At 42.4% G+C, this 14,932-nt stretch carries 15 protein-coding genes and 1 tRNA gene; 13 read left to right on the top strand and 3 right to left on the bottom strand.

What is annotated here, in order from left to right:
• Window positions 1–31: 31 nt before the first annotated feature.
• Entirely contained in the window at window positions 32–1,234 is a 1,203-nt protein-coding gene (gene wecC / locus H8744_RS06485) for a UDP-N-acetyl-D-mannosamine dehydrogenase (RefSeq protein WP_262434063.1), read from the bottom strand.
• Window positions 1,235–1,338: 104 nt separating this feature from the next.
• Between wecC and H8744_RS06480 the strand changes: the two genes are divergently transcribed.
• Window positions 1,339–2,604, top strand: coding sequence for a glycosyltransferase family 4 protein (locus tag H8744_RS06480; RefSeq protein WP_262434062.1), 1,266 nt, complete (start codon window positions 1,339–1,341; stop codon window positions 2,602–2,604).
• Window positions 2,597–3,343 carry a glycosyltransferase family 2 protein gene (locus H8744_RS06475; RefSeq protein ID WP_262434061.1) on the top strand — a complete coding sequence of 249 codons (747 nt, stop codon included), beginning with the start codon at window positions 2,597–2,599 and terminating at the stop codon, window positions 3,341–3,343. Before H8744_RS06480 ends, H8744_RS06475 begins: the two co-directional genes overlap by 8 nt.
• Window positions 3,344–3,352: 9 nt before the next feature.
• On the opposite strand, the gene H8744_RS06470 is transcribed toward H8744_RS06475, so the two are convergent.
• Window positions 3,353–4,051, bottom strand: a complete 699-nt coding sequence (locus tag H8744_RS06470) for an SIR2 family NAD-dependent protein deacylase (protein WP_262434060.1) — start codon at window positions 4,049–4,051, stop codon at window positions 3,353–3,355.
• A 197-nt stretch (window positions 4,052–4,248) separates the two neighbouring features.
• Here H8744_RS06470 and bamJ (H8744_RS06465) point away from each other — a divergent pair, with 197 nt between their 5' ends.
• The 4 genes from bamJ (H8744_RS06465) to H8744_RS06450 all read left to right on the top strand — a co-directional run bounded on the left by bamJ (H8744_RS06465) (window position 4,249) and on the right by H8744_RS06450 (window position 6,647).
• A complete protein-coding gene (gene bamJ, locus H8744_RS06465; protein ID WP_262434059.1) occupies window positions 4,249–4,839 on the top strand; it encodes a BamJ family beta-barrel-assembly machinery protein in 591 nt (196 codons plus the stop codon).
• 16 nt (window positions 4,840–4,855) lie between these two features.
• Window positions 4,856–5,722, top strand: a complete 867-nt coding sequence (bamJ, locus tag H8744_RS06460; protein ID WP_262434058.1) for a BamJ family beta-barrel-assembly machinery protein — start codon at window positions 4,856–4,858, stop codon at window positions 5,720–5,722.
• Between the two features lie 154 nt (window positions 5,723–5,876).
• Window positions 5,877–6,341, top strand: a complete 465-nt coding sequence (locus H8744_RS06455; RefSeq protein WP_262434057.1) for an Lrp/AsnC family transcriptional regulator — start codon at window positions 5,877–5,879, stop codon at window positions 6,339–6,341.
• Between the two features lie 3 nt (window positions 6,342–6,344).
• Complete coding sequence (locus H8744_RS06450; protein ID WP_262434056.1) at window positions 6,345–6,647, top strand: DUF4491 family protein; 303 nt, start codon at window positions 6,345–6,347, stop codon at window positions 6,645–6,647.
• Between the two features lie 337 nt (window positions 6,648–6,984).
• On the opposite strand, the gene H8744_RS06445 is transcribed toward H8744_RS06450, so the two are convergent.
• Window positions 6,985–8,400, bottom strand: coding sequence for a sulfatase family protein (locus H8744_RS06445; RefSeq protein WP_262434055.1), 1,416 nt, complete (start codon window positions 8,398–8,400; stop codon window positions 6,985–6,987).
• Window positions 8,401–8,645: 245 nt separating this feature from the next.
• On the opposite strand from H8744_RS06445, the gene H8744_RS06440 reads away from it, so the two are divergent.
• From H8744_RS06440 to H8744_RS06410, 7 genes are all read left to right on the top strand, one after another.
• Window positions 8,646–8,719, top strand: a tRNA-Ile gene (locus tag H8744_RS06440).
• A 389-nt stretch (window positions 8,720–9,108) separates the two neighbouring features.
• Window positions 9,109–10,344, top strand: a complete 1,236-nt coding sequence (locus tag H8744_RS06435; protein WP_262434054.1) for a hypothetical protein — start codon at window positions 9,109–9,111, stop codon at window positions 10,342–10,344.
• A gap of 127 nt (window positions 10,345–10,471) precedes the next feature.
• Window positions 10,472–11,461, top strand: a complete 990-nt coding sequence (locus H8744_RS06430; protein ID WP_262434053.1) for a glycoside hydrolase family 43 protein — start codon at window positions 10,472–10,474, stop codon at window positions 11,459–11,461.
• A gap of 148 nt (window positions 11,462–11,609) precedes the next feature.
• Complete coding sequence (locus H8744_RS06425) at window positions 11,610–12,332, top strand: M15 family metallopeptidase (RefSeq protein ID WP_439649374.1); 723 nt, start codon at window positions 11,610–11,612, stop codon at window positions 12,330–12,332.
• A gap of 32 nt (window positions 12,333–12,364) precedes the next feature.
• Window positions 12,365–13,006 carry an outer membrane beta-barrel protein gene (locus H8744_RS06420; protein WP_262434051.1) on the top strand — a complete coding sequence of 214 codons (642 nt, stop codon included), beginning with the start codon at window positions 12,365–12,367 and terminating at the stop codon, window positions 13,004–13,006.
• Between the two features lie 18 nt (window positions 13,007–13,024).
• The gene (locus H8744_RS06415; RefSeq protein WP_262434050.1) at window positions 13,025–13,501 is read left to right on the top strand and encodes a Riean_0653 family protein; all 477 of its coding nucleotides are present in this window, start codon (window positions 13,025–13,027) and stop codon (window positions 13,499–13,501) included.
• A gap of 14 nt (window positions 13,502–13,515) precedes the next feature.
• A complete protein-coding gene (locus tag H8744_RS06410) occupies window positions 13,516–14,721 on the top strand; it encodes a THUMP-like domain-containing protein (protein ID WP_262434049.1) in 1,206 nt (401 codons plus the stop codon).
• Window positions 14,722–14,932: the final 211 nt, after the last annotated feature.

The raw sequence follows: 14,932 nt of genomic DNA, 5'->3' as shown, positions 1-14,932 counted from the left end.
TTTTATTATTAATCTTTCATTATTAATTATCTCAGCGTCTCACTCCGCAGAAGTCCAGTTCCTCTTTACCTTCTACCCGGGGCAATTCCACGAAAGGAGTATGACGAACCAACCATACCACGATATCCGCTTTTTCATAAGCTTCCTTATAATCCGTCAGATTAAAACTGGAATGTACACCGACATTCGGTTCGACTATCAACACGTCGGCTCTCGATTCTGAAATAATCCGGGAAGCAATGTACTTGGCAGGAGACTCTCGCAAGTCATCAATGTTGGGCTTAAAAGCCAGTCCCATACAAGCCACGACAGGTTCGCGATCGTTTTTCTCGACAAAACGTAAACAAGCCTCCATCACTTTGTTGGCGCACCAATCAGCTTTATAGTCATTCGTCTCACGGGCACGCTTGATGAGCTGCGCCTGTTCCGGATAATCGGAAACGATGAACCAAGGATCTACGGCAATGCAATGCCCACCCACACCGCAACCCGGTTGGAGGATATTGACACGCGGATGCTTATTGGCAAGTTCAATCAACTCCCACACATTGACACCGGCTTTATCGCAAATCATTGAAAGTTCGTTGGCAAAAGCAATTTGAGAATCACGGGAAGAATTCTCCGTCAGCTTGCACATCTCCGCTGTGCGGGCATTGGTACGATGCAACTTTCCTTGTACGAAAGCAGAATAAAACTCAATCGCTTTCTCTGTAGACTCCGGGTTGAGACCACCGATCACGCGGTCGTTATGCACCAGTTCGTACAACGTATTCCCAGGCAGCACTCGCTCCGGACAATATGCGATATACAGTTTATCTTTCAGTTCGGGTCGCTCTTTATAAATAATCTCCGCCATGCGTTCGGTTGTGAAAACCGGGGAGGTGGATTCTATCACGAACAAATCGCCCTCCTTCAGAAAAGGAATGACAGAGCGAGTAGCCGATTCCACATAGGTAATGTCAGCACGATGGTTCTGTTTGAACGGAGTAGGCACCACCACAAAGAAAGCGTCAGCCTGCTCCGGCTTCGACACGGCACGGAGATGCCCTTTCTGGACTGCTTCTTTCACGACTTTATCCAAATCGGGTTCTACAATATGTATTTTACCTTGATTGATTGTTTCGACTACCGCAGGGTTCACATCCACACCGATTACCTGATAACCATGATTGGCAGCTACTGCCGCCGTGGGAAGTCCAATGTATCCCAAGCCCAAAAACAGAACCTTTTTCATAACTGTACACCTATTTATATATAGTGCCGCAAAAGTACAAATAATCCACGACTTTGTATAAATTCTCACAGAAAACCGCTACTTTTGCCAAAACATTCGGCATAATGAGAGTACTGATTATTAATACATCCGAACGCATAGGCGGTGCAGCAGTTGCTGCCAGCCGATTAATGGAAGCATTAAAAAACAACGGAATCAAGGCGAAAATGCTGGTGCGGGACAAACAGACAGATCAGATCAGCGTAGTAGGTCTCGATCGCAACTGGCTGACAGTATGGAAATTTATATGGGAACGCATCGTCATCTGGAAAGCAAATCATTTTAAGAAAAACAACCTTTTTGCTGTAGATATAGCCAATACAGGAACCGATATAACCAATTTACCCGAATTTAAACAGGCTGATGTCATACACCTGCATTGGATTAATCAGGGAATGATTTCACTGAAAAACCTTCGCAAAATACTGGAATCGGGAAAACCCATCGTATGGACTATGCACGACATGTGGCCTTCGACCGGCATTTGTCATCATGCACGCGAATGTACACACTACCAGCAGGAGTGTCACCAATGCCCTTTCCTATATGGGGGAGGAAGCAAAAAGGACTTGTCCAACCGGGTATTTAAAAAGAAAAAAGAACTTTACAAGATAGCACCCATTACGTTTATCACCTGTAGCCGGTGGTTGGAAAATCGTGCCCGAAGTAGCGCCTTACTCACCGGACACACAGTAACGAGCATCCCCAACCCCATCAATACCAATCTCTTCAAACCCCGCAACAAACAAGAAGCACGTGTACATTTCCGTCTGCCACAAGAAGGTAAACTGATGCTATTCGGTTCGGTCAAGATCACGGATAAACGAAAAGGAATCGATTATCTGATAGAGTCATGCAAACTTTTGGCCGAGAAACATCCCGAACTAGTTTCATCATTAAGCGTTGTCGTATTCGGAAATCAGTCTCAGCAATTGACCAACTTACTACCTTTCCCCGTTTATGCCCTCGATTATGTGAGCAACGAGCATGAACTTGTCAATGTTTACAATGCCGTAGACCTGTTTGTAACCCCTTCCCTGGAAGAAAACCTGCCTAACACCATCATGGAAGCAATGGCGTGCGGCATACCTTGTGTAGGATTCAATGTCGGAGGTATCCCGGAAATGATTGACCACTTGCATAACGGTTATGTAGCTCAATATAAGTCATCAGCAGACTTTGCCAACGGCATCTACTGGACTCTGACGGAGTCGGAATACCCATCTTTGTCGGAACAAGCTTGTAGAAAAGCAGTAGCCAACTATTCGGAAAGCATTGTAGCCAAACAATATATAGAGGTTTACAATAAAATCACAGGAAGTTATGCATAATCATCTCACTCCTAAATTTTCGGTTATCACCGTGACCTATAATGCAGAAAAAGTGCTGGAAGACACACTGCAAAGTGTCATCTCACAAACCTACCGACATGTGGAATACATCATTGTAGACGGTGCTTCAAAAGATGGGACTATAAAGATTATCGATAAATACCGTGAACGGATTCATACAGTTGTCAGTGAACCGGACAAGGGGCTGTATGATGCCATGAATAAGGGGATTGCCCTTGCTACAGGCAATTACCTCTGTTTTCTCAATGCCGGAGATAGTTTTCATGAAGACGATACCCTGCAACAAATGGTGCATTCCATCAAAGGGAATGAGCTTCCGGATATCCTTTACGGTGAAACAGCGATCGTAGACCAACAAAGCCATTTCCTTCGTATGCGACGCCTCTCTGCACCGGAAGTGCTAAGTTGGAAAAGCTTTAAACAAGGGATGCTCGTTTGTCATCAGGCATTCTTTGCCAAACGTGATCTGGTAGAGCCATACGACCTGAACTATCGCTTCTCGTCCGATTTTGACTGGTGCATTCGGGTAATGAAGAAAGCACATACTCTACATAACACCCATCTGACAATTATCGACTATTTGGAAGAAGGCTTAACAACACAGAACCATAAAGCATCCCTGCGTGAACGTTTTCGTATCATGACAAAGCATTATGGATTGGTCAGCACAATTATCCATCATGCATGGTTTGTCATGAGGGCTGTTCTAAAAAAATAGAACAATAATTTATACACCTAATACCTTCATCAACTCCGCTACCCCTTCCGAGGCACCTTTCTGTATCACATGTATCGGACGGGAAGTATGAGTATCTACCGGTTTAGGATCGATAAGATAAACTTCGGCTGATCGCGGAACATAATTCAGTAATCCCGCAGCAGGATAAACGTTCATGGAAGTTCCAATGATCACGAATATATCCGCTTTCTCAACAAAGCTGATAGCACGCTCTATCTCCGGCACCGATTCACCGAACCACACAATAAAAGGACGCAACTGGGAACCATCGCCAGCCTTATCGCCTAAACGTACTTCAAATTCCTCGGGCTTCAACTCTTTCACATAGTGGTGATTATTCGGATCACGACTCGAACAAACCTTTGTCAGTTCACCATGCAAATGAATAATACGTTTACTACCTGCCCGTTCGTGCAAATTATCAATATTCTGCGTAATCACTGTCACGTTAAAATACTTTTCCAACTCGGCCAGCAATTCATGACCCTGATTCGGCTTGACATCTAACAATTGCCTACGGCGTTCGTTATAAAAATTAATCACCAATTCCGGATTGCGTGCATAACCTTCCGGGGTAGCCACTTGCTCCACCGGATACTTGTCCCACAGTCCGCCGGCATCACGAAACGTACTGATACCACTTTCCGCACTCATTCCCGCACCGGACAAAATGACTAGATTCTTCATAAACATCCTCCTTTTCTTTTAATAATAGCAAATGTAAGCAGAAAAATGCATTAACTTACCTGACTATAAGAAATTTTAATTGCTAAAAAAACAATCATTCAAATAAAACACGTACTTTTGCGATTTATAAAATTGCAATTGATTGAAGGTGAAAGATTCAACATCACATCCCATTCAATCTTCAACAAGAAATAAATATGGATAAATTTAGTTATGCTATCGGCCTCGGAATCGGCCAGAACTTATTGGGCATGGGTGCTAAAGGCATCGAGGTGAATGACTTTGCACAAGCAATCAAAGATGTACTGGAAGGTAACCAGACGGCCATCAGCCATCAGGAAGCTCGCGAAATAGTAAATAAATATTTTGAAGAACTGGAACAGAAAATGAATGCAGCCAGCATCGAACAAGGAAAAGCTTTTCTGACGGAAAATGCCAAAAGAGCCAACGTAGTAACCCTTCCAAGCGGACTGCAATATGAAGTTATCAAGGAAGGTAACGGCAAACTAGCCAAAGCTACCGATCAAGTAAAATGCCATTATGAAGGTACGTTGATTGACGGTACATTGTTCGACAGTTCTGTGAAACGCGGCCAACCTGCCGTATTTGGAGTCAATCAGGTTATCCCGGGATGGGTAGAAGCATTGCAACTAATGCCGGAAGGATCGAAATGGAAATTGTACATCCCATCGGAACTCGCGTATGGCGCACAAGGTGCGGGTGAGATGATTCCTCCTCACAGCACATTGGTGTTCGAAGTAGAATTACTTGAAGTATTAAATAAATAAAAACATTTAAAGCAAAATGAAGAAGATTACAATTTTGGCAGCTATCGCTGCTGTAGCCGGTCTTGCATCATGTACAGCACAGGCTCCTAAAGCAAATCTGAAAACAGAACTCGATTCACTGTCCTATTCTATCGGTATGGCTCAGACTCAAGGTCTGAAAGGTTATCTGGTAGGCCGTATGGATGTCGACACAGCCTATATGGCTGATTTCATCAAAGGTGTAACCGAGGGTGCTAACAAATCAGGCAAAAAGGAAACTGCTTATATGGCAGGTTTGCAAATCGGTCAGCAGATTGCAAATCAGATGATGAAAGGTATCAACCACGAACTGTTTGCGGGTGATTCTACAAAAACCATCAGCAAAGAAAACTTCCTTGCAGGTTTCATCGCTGGTACACTCGAAAAAGGCGGCTTGATGACTATGGAAACAGCTCAGGCATATACACAAACTGCCATGGAAGCTATCAAGGCCAAAGCTATGGAAGAGAAATACGCTGACAACAAAGCTGCCGGTGAAAAATTCCTTGCCGAAAACAAGACTAAAGAAGGTGTGAAAACCACTCCGAGCGGATTGCAATATAAAGTAATCACTGAAGGTAAAGGTGAAATTCCTGCCGATACTTGCAAAGTGAAAGTAAACTATAAAGGAACTTTGATTGACGGAACAGAATTCGACAGCTCATACAAACGCAACGAGCCGATGACATTCCGTGCTAACCAAGTCATCAAAGGTTGGACAGAAGCTTTGACCATGATGCCTGTCGGTTCTAAATGGGAACTTTACATCCCGCAGGAACTGGCTTACGGTTCAAGAGACCAAGGCCAAATCAAACCTTTCTCTACTTTGGTTTTCGAAGTTGAACTGTTAGGTATCGAGAAATAAGTAAGCTAACTTGATAAATGGAAAGAGGCGCAAAGACATTTGTGCCTCTTTTTTTGCTAAATCCCTTTTTTTATTACTTTTATATAGAGAAATTAAAATAAATCTCTATATTTGCTTACTATTTGATAACGATTGGAAATTATACTAATAAATTATGGAAAAGATAGACAACCTCGACAGGCAGATTCTTGAGATTATTTCTCAAAATGCCCGTATTCCTTTCAAAGATGTAGCGGCAGAATGTGGAGTCTCACGTGCTGCTATTCATCAGCGTGTCCAACGTCTCATCGATCTGGGAGTCATCGTAGGCTCAGGTTATCATGTTAACCCCAAATCACTCGGATACAGAACTTGCACTTATGTCGGCATCAAGCTCGAAAAAGGTTCTATGTACAAAGCAGTAGTAGCAGAATTACAGAATATCCCCGAAATTGTAGAATGTCACTTCACAACCGGTCCGTACACCATGCTTACCAAAGTTTATGCTTGTGACAACGAGCATTTGATGGACTTGCTGAACAATAGAATGCAAGAAATACCGGGTGTGGTAGCTACCGAAACTTTAATTTCACTTGAGCAAAGCATCAAGAAAGAGATTCCTATCCGGGCAGATAAATAACCCATGGAGTTTCTGAATGATTACCACCTGTCAGGTCTCCTGATAGGAATTTGTACTTTCCTGATAATCGGTCTTTTCCATCCTGTTGTGGTAAAAGCAGAATATTATTGGGGCACCAAATGTTGGTGGCTATTCCTTATATTAGGAATAGCTGGAGTAGTGACCTCACTTTGTGTGGACAATATTCTCGTCTCCTCTTTACTGGGAGTTTTTGCCTTTTCCTCTTTCTGGACCATCAAAGAGATCTTCGAACAGGAAGAAAGAGTAAAGAAGGGGTGGTTTCCGAAGAACCCTAAACGTAAATAAACAGAACAACAGATTAATGTACCAATTGCCTTACGGATTTTTTCGGAGTCGATTGGTACATTTAATAAGTTCATTATCCAACCGCTAAATTCACCTACAAATACTTCCCTAATCAATAATCAAGAATGAAGCAATACTGATTAATCGGCACAACGTAGCCCATGAAGAAGCACCATCTTACCAATCAACCGGCAGTACTGTGCCACACACATTGGTACCAACTCGGCAACACACAACGTAGATGCCATTGATTATTCACAAAAAAATAAAATGCCCATTCCTCCCAAGAAGCAACAGGCATTTTATCCGATACAGAACGACCGTTATTCTATATACATCATTTATTCTTTACCAATCCGGGTTCTCGACGCTCATTCCCCTTCATACGTGTCAGATTATCACCTAGTTCCTGCCGTTTCTGATCGGTAATCTTCATCAGTTTTGCAGCCTCTTCCGGATATTGCGTGATTACATTATAGCGTTCTCCCGGATCACGGCGAAGATCGTACATCTCCGGCTTCAACAACTCCAAGCTTGTCAAACGCCCCGGCTGGCCATCATTTCCCGGTTCATAAGCACCATAAGTAACATATTTGTGGGGGAATACCAACTTAAACATCCCATCCGTTACCGCCTCCAAATCATTCTTATTATAGTAATATACGAATGATTCACGAGGATTGGCATTCTTCTCCCCTTTTATCAACGAGAGGATGCTCACCCCGTCTATCTTACGAACCGGAAGCGGAGCGCCACTAATCTCAGCAAAAGTAGGGAATAAATCTATATTAGAAGCCAATTTATTACATGTCGTACCCGGCTGGATTTTCCCTTTCCAATACATGATGCACGGGATACGGTTACCACCGTCAAACGTGGTTGCTTTTGCCTCACGCAAACCACCCGCTGAGCCAGCATGATTGCCATAGTTAGTCCAAGGCCCATTGTCCGAAGTTAAAATAACCAGCGTATTCTCCTCCAATCCCTGTTCACGCAAAGTCTTCAATATCTCACCGATACTCCAGTCGATCTCCATCATGACATCACCATATAAGCCTTGTTCGCTCTTTCCCTTGAACTTGTCGGAAACAGCCAATGGGACGTGAGGCATGGAATGTGCCAAATACAGAAAGAACGGTTTATTTTTATTCTTCTTAATAAAATTGACGGAACGTGTCGTATAGTCTGTAGTAAATTTTGACTGGTCCGTATTATATCCAACCACCTTGTTACCATCATATGTCGGCAGATCCGGAAAATTGAAGACTTCCCCCTGTTGCGGGTGATACGGCCACATATCGTTGGAGTAAGGTAATCCGTAATACTCATCAAAGCCATTCTGCAAAGGCAAAAACTCCTCCGCATCACCCAAGTGCCATTTCCCAAAAATAGCAGTGCTATATCCTTTCTGTTTCAACAGTTCCCCCATTGTCATCTCTTCAGGATGAATACCGTATTTAGAACCCGGTCCAGGCGCTCCTGCAAAACCGATACGGTTTGGATAACAACCAGTCAGTAATCCGGCACGGGAAGCACCGCTAATCGGTTGCCCAGCCAGAAAATGGGTAAAACGCATACCTTCACCGGCCATTCTGTCAATATTCGGTGTCGTATAACCATAAGCTCCGTTGCAGGAAAAATCCCCATAACCCACATCGTCCAGATTGACGAGTACAATGTTCGTGTAATCAGCGGCAAAACCCGTTACGGAGAAAGCGGAAGCGGCTGATAATAGTAGTAGTTTGTTGTTCATGACATTATTAAGTATTGATAATACACAGAATGATTCTCATTCAAGAGACACTTCAAAGATAATCTTTTAATTATTACAAAGAACCAATTCCTGTCCAGATTTTACTTTTTTATCTGATTCCGCAAGAAAAGAAGCCACTTTTTTAATAAAGCCTCAACTTTTCCGATGTATTTTCGTCCCTGAAAACTTGCACAATTCAGAGAAAAGCATTAATTTTGCATCCGAATCCTTAAACAAGGGATCACGGGCTTTTAGCTCAGTTGGTTAGAGCAACAGACTCATAATCTGGAGGTCCTAGGTTCAAGCCCTAGATGGCCCACCGGTAAAATCCCCATAAGCAGCAGTTTATGGGGATTTTTCTTTGGTTTGAAATTTTCTGATTATGACGAAATTGGCATAAAATCACCTTGAAATGCTTCATTGTTGACCTATTGTTGACCCTTGGAAAATCATATTGTAGCGGCTTTTTCTATTCACATAAAAAAACTCCTTATGCATAGGCAGTCCATTCGCAAATAAATATTGCTATTTATTTGATTATAAGTAACAAAAGCTCTATATTTGTTATCTGTATAACTATAGACGTCTCCATTAAGGTTTATCTTTAAAGCAGCTTCCAATTATTATACACCAAATTATATTTATGGGGGGAATATCCTGATTTCAAACATATAGCAGATTTACGTTGAACTTATAAATATATACGTCATGAAAACATTCAGATTTATTGGAATGACCTTATTAATGGCCACGTTTATTGCGAACTTTATTGCTTGTTCTAAAGAAAAAGTAATTGAAGAGCCACCTCAAAAGCCTGTTATCAAAACGGCATTTAACGGATATGTGCAGAAAGGACCCTATATAAACGGTTCATCAGTAACAATTACCCTATTGGACGACCAACTCGGTCAAACGGGTACTGTCTATTCCACAAGAATAGCAGATAACTCAGGAAGCTTTGAAGAAAGAAATATCGAACTTATTTCTCCCTTTGCCGAATTAAAAGCAGACGGCTATTATTTTAATGAGGTAGAAGGAGATGTATCGAACGCTCCACTTTCCTTGTATGCACTGGCTGATATCAGCGATACCAGTTCTGTCAATATAAACATTCTAACTCATCTAGAATACCCCCGTGTAAAATATTTAGTGAAAAAAGAGGGAATGAGTTTCACCAATGCAAAAAAGCAAGCAAGAAAAGAAGTTTTGAATATTTTTGGAGGCAACCCTGAAAACGATATGCCATCTGAACAACTCAGTCTAAACAGTGATGCCATCCTATTGACAATCTCGTCTATTATTCAAGGACGGCTAAGTACGGGTAAAGTTTCGGAATTGCTTGCCGGTATAAGCTCAGATATACAGACTGATGGAAAACTAGACAACCAAGCCTTGGGTTCGCAACTTGCCGACAATGTTGCCTATCTTGACATTGATGAAATACAATCCAACTTAATCAAAAAGTACAGTGAGTTAGGCGTAGAGTACTCTATTACTACAGAGGATTTAAACAAATGCATTCAGGACTTTAACGCAAATACCGATTATCAACGTACCTTATTCGTCACCTATCCCCAGATGGGCCAATATGGAATCAATCTTCTTGCCGATGAAGTTACTACAGTCTCGGACAGAAGTGATTATTCATTGTGCGCCGATGTGCCCGCTGGAATAAAACTGAAAGTCATTATTAAGGGAGGCTCCCGAACCGAAAAGAAATTCAGATTGGGCGTATGGGGAGGCTTTTATGTAGGCACACAAGATAATTGGATGGTCAGCTCTTTCAACGAAGAGATAGGTGGAAATATATTAACTTCCATCGAAAGCGGCAGGTCTTGTGATCTTAAAATTATGCTTAGTGGTGAATACGATATCATATTAGAGTATTATGAGAACGGAGCAACCGAACCGACCAAGGTAAAACAAGTAAAAATAAAAGATTAGATAACTAAGGTAGCAGCCTAACTTCTATCGGATAATTACTCTTTATCGATGAGAAAGGCAGCTTTTGTTTGTATCTGCTGTCTTTCTTTTATTATTTTTGCAAAGTATTCACTAAATAATAAGACCGATGAAAACAAAATGGATTCTCACAGCCTTGATATTAGCAGGCTCAATTGCTTCATGCCAATCGGGTAAAAAGGCAGATACCCAAACACAACTGACAGGTAACCCCATTATCGAAGGATGGTATGCCGACCCGGAAGCAATTATTTACGATGACACTTACTGGATTTATCCTACGTCCAGCAATGGTGCAATGAAAGCTACTTATTTTGATTGCTTCTCTTCGAAAGACCTTGTCAACTGGGAGAAGCATGCGTGCATTCTCGATACGGCAACCGTCAGTTGGGCCTCAAAAGCTCTATGGGCCCCTGCCGTACTGAAGAAAGACAATAAGTATTACTTCTTCTTTTCTGCAAACGATATCCACCAGGGAGATGTAGGCGGCATTGGAGTAGCCGTCAGCGACCGTCCGGAAGGACCGTATAAGGATTTAGTCGGCAAACCATTGATCAGCGACATTGTGAACGGGGCACAACCCATCGACCAGTTTGTATTCAACGACAACGGCAATTACTACATGTACTACGGAGGCTGGGGACATTGTAACATCGTTCGTTTAAAAGACGACTTCACACAGATCATACCATTCGAAGACGGAACCATGTACAAAGAAGTTACGCCCGAACATTACGTTGAAGGACCGTTCGTATTTAAGAAAAACAATAAATACTATTTCATGTGGAGCGAAGGCGGCTGGACAGGTCCCGACTATTCAGTAGCATATGCTATCTCCGATTCTCCATTCGGCCCTTTTGAACGAATCGGCAAAATATTGGAACAAGATCCTAATATCGGTACGGGTGCAGGACATCACTCTGTCATACAGATTCCGGGTACCGAAGAATATTATATCGTTTACCATCGTCATCCGCTGAATGATAAAGAGGGCACTCACCGTAACGTTTGCATCGACCGCATGACTTTCGACGAGAACGGATTTATAAATCCTGTAAAACTCACTATGGAAGGGGTTGAAGCAAAACCATTAAAATAATAAAGTAATGGGATAGCTTTCAAAACAGGGAATCGCGTTTATTATAACAGACCACGATGGTCATTCAAACAGCAATCATAACCATCTAAATAATGCAATAGAAATGAGATACAACAGATGGCTATTTCCGATGTTCTTTCTTGCGTTCATGGCTTGCCATGACGCAAGAAGACAAGTAGCGTCTTCAATAGTATCGCCTGATTCCACCACCCTCTCCACGAAGACAGATTCCTTACAAACAGCCTCTCTTCCAGCCCAAATCAAAAGCCGTACCGCCTTGTACCTTGATTCACTCGGATTGAAAAATATACGGGAAGCCGACAGTACGATTGTGATAAAACTGATGTATGCCACGCCTGATAATTTCACCGGAGAGATTCTTTACAGCGATCTCAAAGAAGCTTACCTGCATGAAGACGCCCTGCAATCTCTACTGCTTGCACAACAACGGCTAAAAGAACGGCATCCCGAATACCGCCTGATCGTTTATGACGCAGCCCGACCAATGTCTGTTCAGAGAAAAATGTGGAACAGAGTGAAGGGAACGTCAAAGAACATTTATGTATCCAATCCTGCACACGGAGGAGGATTGCACAATTACGGACTTGCCGTCGATGTCAGCATCATCGATAGCAACAATGTAGTTCTGCCGATGGGAACGGAAGTAGACTATTTCGGTGCCGAAGCCCATATCACCCAAGAAGCAATGCTGGTTAAAAACGGAAAAATCAGCCCGGAAGAACGGAACAACCGGCTATTGCTAAGAGAAGTAATGAAAGAAGCCGGATTCCGGGCATTAAACAGCGAGTGGTGGCATTTCAACCGATGCAGCCGCGAAGATGCCTTACGGAAATACAAGCTGATAAATTAGACCTATCTATAAACCCATAAAATTAATTTAGGATGAAAAAAAGATATGCTTTACTATTCGTTTTCCTGATAGTGTGTTGGGTTGGGTCAGTAGCCCAAAAAACGACCGACCGGGTTCATACCCTCTCTTTCCTGGCAGGCTACAGCAATATCCTGGAGGGAACTTCAGGACTTACCAGGCAAATACATAGCTATGAAAGAGAACTATCCGAAGGAGTCAGCTGGGATGTCGGTTACTATTTTCATCCTATAAAAATTATGGGAATAGGACTTTTATATTCAGGCTTTTCTTCAAAAGGAAGCCATGAAGAAGGCAGCGATCATGTACATACACATTACATAGCACCACAAGTCGGACTTTATTGTTACGAGAATCGATACTTCTTTATCCGTTTAAGTATCGGAGCAGGTTCAATGATTTATCGTAATGACAGTAAAGTTTTCGGGAAAAGCAGGCTTGTCCGAGGATCGTCCGCGGCATGCAATGCAGGAGTAAACGCCACATTAAAACTAACCCGGCATTGGAATTTAGAAGCTAACGTACAATATATACATGCACATATTAAAGAGGTTACCTCCCTATACCATGGTAAGGAAATTACTGTGGAATTCAATGACGATCCACTCTCAGTAAGCAGATTAAATCTATCAGCGGGTATCTCCTATAGCTTTTAATTTTAAAACCATAGAATCATGATAAGAAAATATATACTCATACTTCTCTCGGCAATCTTCTGTCTGGGTTGCGAAGAAGATAGGACGGTGGACACAACCGTTATGCCTGAGATCAGCAATGTAGGTGCTGATACTTTCGGTTGCCTCATAGATGGTTGGTTATATGTAGGAGGAAGGTACGGAGCCTTCTTCCTTTCAATACCAACGAAAGAATATTCTATTTCATTCTGTTATAATGAATACACAAAAGTAATGGACGTAAAAGTATTAACGAGCTGGGATAAAGCCATCCGGTTTACGATACAATCACCGAAAGAAGGAGAAGAAAGCATATTCTCCAACGTCCGGTTCGGCAATCAAGAACTGGAAGACGGCACTGTCCAAATCACCCGGTTCGACAAGCAACAGCAGATCATTAGCGGTACCTTCAGTGGCGGCAGGATCACTCACGGACGCTTTGATACTCATTATACAACTTATACAACCAACAATTAGCCTTCTCGCAACCAATGATAAATCTCTCACAGTCCACACTGGACTTTATTCGCCTACATGCCCACGATGACATTCACACGCTGGCATTGCAAGCTGCCCGTTATCCGGACATAGATATGCCGATGGCCATTACCCAAATAGCAGGGAGACAGATCGCTGCATACAAGATCCCTTCCTGGCAAAAGAACGAAAATCTTCTTTATCCCCGCCACCTTTCGCTGGAACAATGTTCTTCGGAAATAACAGCACGTTATAAAGCTTCATTGATCGAAGGAAATTCGTTAGCCGATCTCACCGGAGGATTCGGAATAGATTGTGCCTTCCTATCCCCTAAGTTTCAAAAAGCTACATACGTAGAGCGGCAAAAGGAACTTTGCGAAATAGCCGCACACAATTTCCCCCTATTAGGGCTACAACATATCACTATATATAATGATGACAGCGTAAGCCATTTACAACAGATGGAACCGGTAGATTGTATCTTTATCGATCCTGCCCGGAGAAACGAACATGGCGGCAAAACTGTCGCCATCTCCGACTGTGAACCGAATGTGGCCGAACTCGAAAAACTATTGCTGGAAAAGGGACACAAGGTCATCATTAAATTATCTCCGATGCTCGACCTGACATTAGCATTGAGAAATATGCAGCATACCCGGGAAGTACATATCCTCTCGGTCAACAATGAATGCAAAGAACTTTTATTAATCTTGAGCAAAGAGCCGAAAACGGAAATCCCCATCTTCTGTATCAATCTCACCGTTAAAGAGCAAACTTCATTTGTTTTTACCCGTGAGAAGGAACAGATTTCGGAATGTACCTATACAGAAACCGTCGGAACCTATCTCTACGAACCCAATGCATCTATCCTCAAAGCCGGTGCATTTCGAAGCATCGCCTCTTCATTCAATGTGAAAAAGCTACATCCCAACAGCCACCTCTATACCTCGGACGAATATGTAAAATGCTTTCCCGGCCGTATTTTCCTTGTAACCGGACAATGCTCCTTCAATAAAAAAGAAATAAAGAGGATGCTCGGGGATATAAAGAAAGCCAATATTACAGTCCGTAATTTCCCTGCAACAGTGGCGGAAGTCCGGAAGCGCACCCAGTTATCCGAAGGAGGAGAGGTATACTTATTTGCTACTACTCTAGCCAACGAACAGAAAATACTGATAAGGTGCAGTAAAATCCAAGAAAACTTAGCAACCGAGAACTAGCAGAAAATAAAGAGCTTATAACCAAGCAATTGCTAATCATGAAAGTCTTGCTTATCGGACATTAAAGGTCAACGCGATAAGTATTAATAGCCAGCACGCTAACCATTAATATTCAACGCGCTAATCATTAATGTCCAATACGTTGGATATAGATACCCATTGTGACAGGTAACTACAGCTAGTAAAAACAGCATTTATTGTTATCCAGTTG

Origin of the sequence: Jilunia laotingensis (assembly GCF_014385165.1) — a bacterium.
Lineage (GTDB): Bacteria > Bacteroidota > Bacteroidia > Bacteroidales > Bacteroidaceae > Bacteroides > Bacteroides laotingensis.
This window is presented reverse-complemented; position numbering and strand designations above follow the sequence as displayed.

Coding starts and splice junctions, on each gene's coding strand:
- H8744_RS06435 (WP_262434054.1), top strand. CDS start 9,109: ATGAAAACATTCAGATTTATTGGAATGACCTTATTAATGGCCACGTTT.
- H8744_RS06450 (WP_262434056.1), top strand. CDS start 6,345: ATGGAGTTTCTGAATGATTACCACCTGTCAGGTCTCCTGATAGGAATT.
- H8744_RS06410 (WP_262434049.1), top strand. CDS start 13,516: ATGATAAATCTCTCACAGTCCACACTGGACTTTATTCGCCTACATGCC.
- H8744_RS06480 (WP_262434062.1), top strand. CDS start 1,339: ATGAGAGTACTGATTATTAATACATCCGAACGCATAGGCGGTGCAGCA.
- wecC (WP_262434063.1), bottom strand. CDS start 1,234: ATGAAAAAGGTTCTGTTTTTGGGCTTGGGATACATTGGACTTCCCACG.
- H8744_RS06445 (WP_262434055.1), bottom strand. CDS start 8,400: ATGAACAACAAACTACTACTATTATCAGCCGCTTCCGCTTTCTCCGTA.
- H8744_RS06475 (WP_262434061.1), top strand. CDS start 2,597: ATGCATAATCATCTCACTCCTAAATTTTCGGTTATCACCGTGACCTAT.
- H8744_RS06455 (WP_262434057.1), top strand. CDS start 5,877: ATGGAAAAGATAGACAACCTCGACAGGCAGATTCTTGAGATTATTTCT.
- bamJ (WP_262434058.1), top strand. CDS start 4,856: ATGAAGAAGATTACAATTTTGGCAGCTATCGCTGCTGTAGCCGGTCTT.
- H8744_RS06430 (WP_262434053.1), top strand. CDS start 10,472: ATGAAAACAAAATGGATTCTCACAGCCTTGATATTAGCAGGCTCAATT.
- bamJ (WP_262434059.1), top strand. CDS start 4,249: ATGGATAAATTTAGTTATGCTATCGGCCTCGGAATCGGCCAGAACTTA.
- H8744_RS06420 (WP_262434051.1), top strand. CDS start 12,365: ATGAAAAAAAGATATGCTTTACTATTCGTTTTCCTGATAGTGTGTTGG.
- H8744_RS06425 (WP_439649374.1), top strand. CDS start 11,610: ATGGCTTGCCATGACGCAAGAAGACAAGTAGCGTCTTCAATAGTATCG.
- H8744_RS06470 (WP_262434060.1), bottom strand. CDS start 4,051: ATGAAGAATCTAGTCATTTTGTCCGGTGCGGGAATGAGTGCGGAAAGT.
- H8744_RS06415 (WP_262434050.1), top strand. CDS start 13,025: ATGATAAGAAAATATATACTCATACTTCTCTCGGCAATCTTCTGTCTG.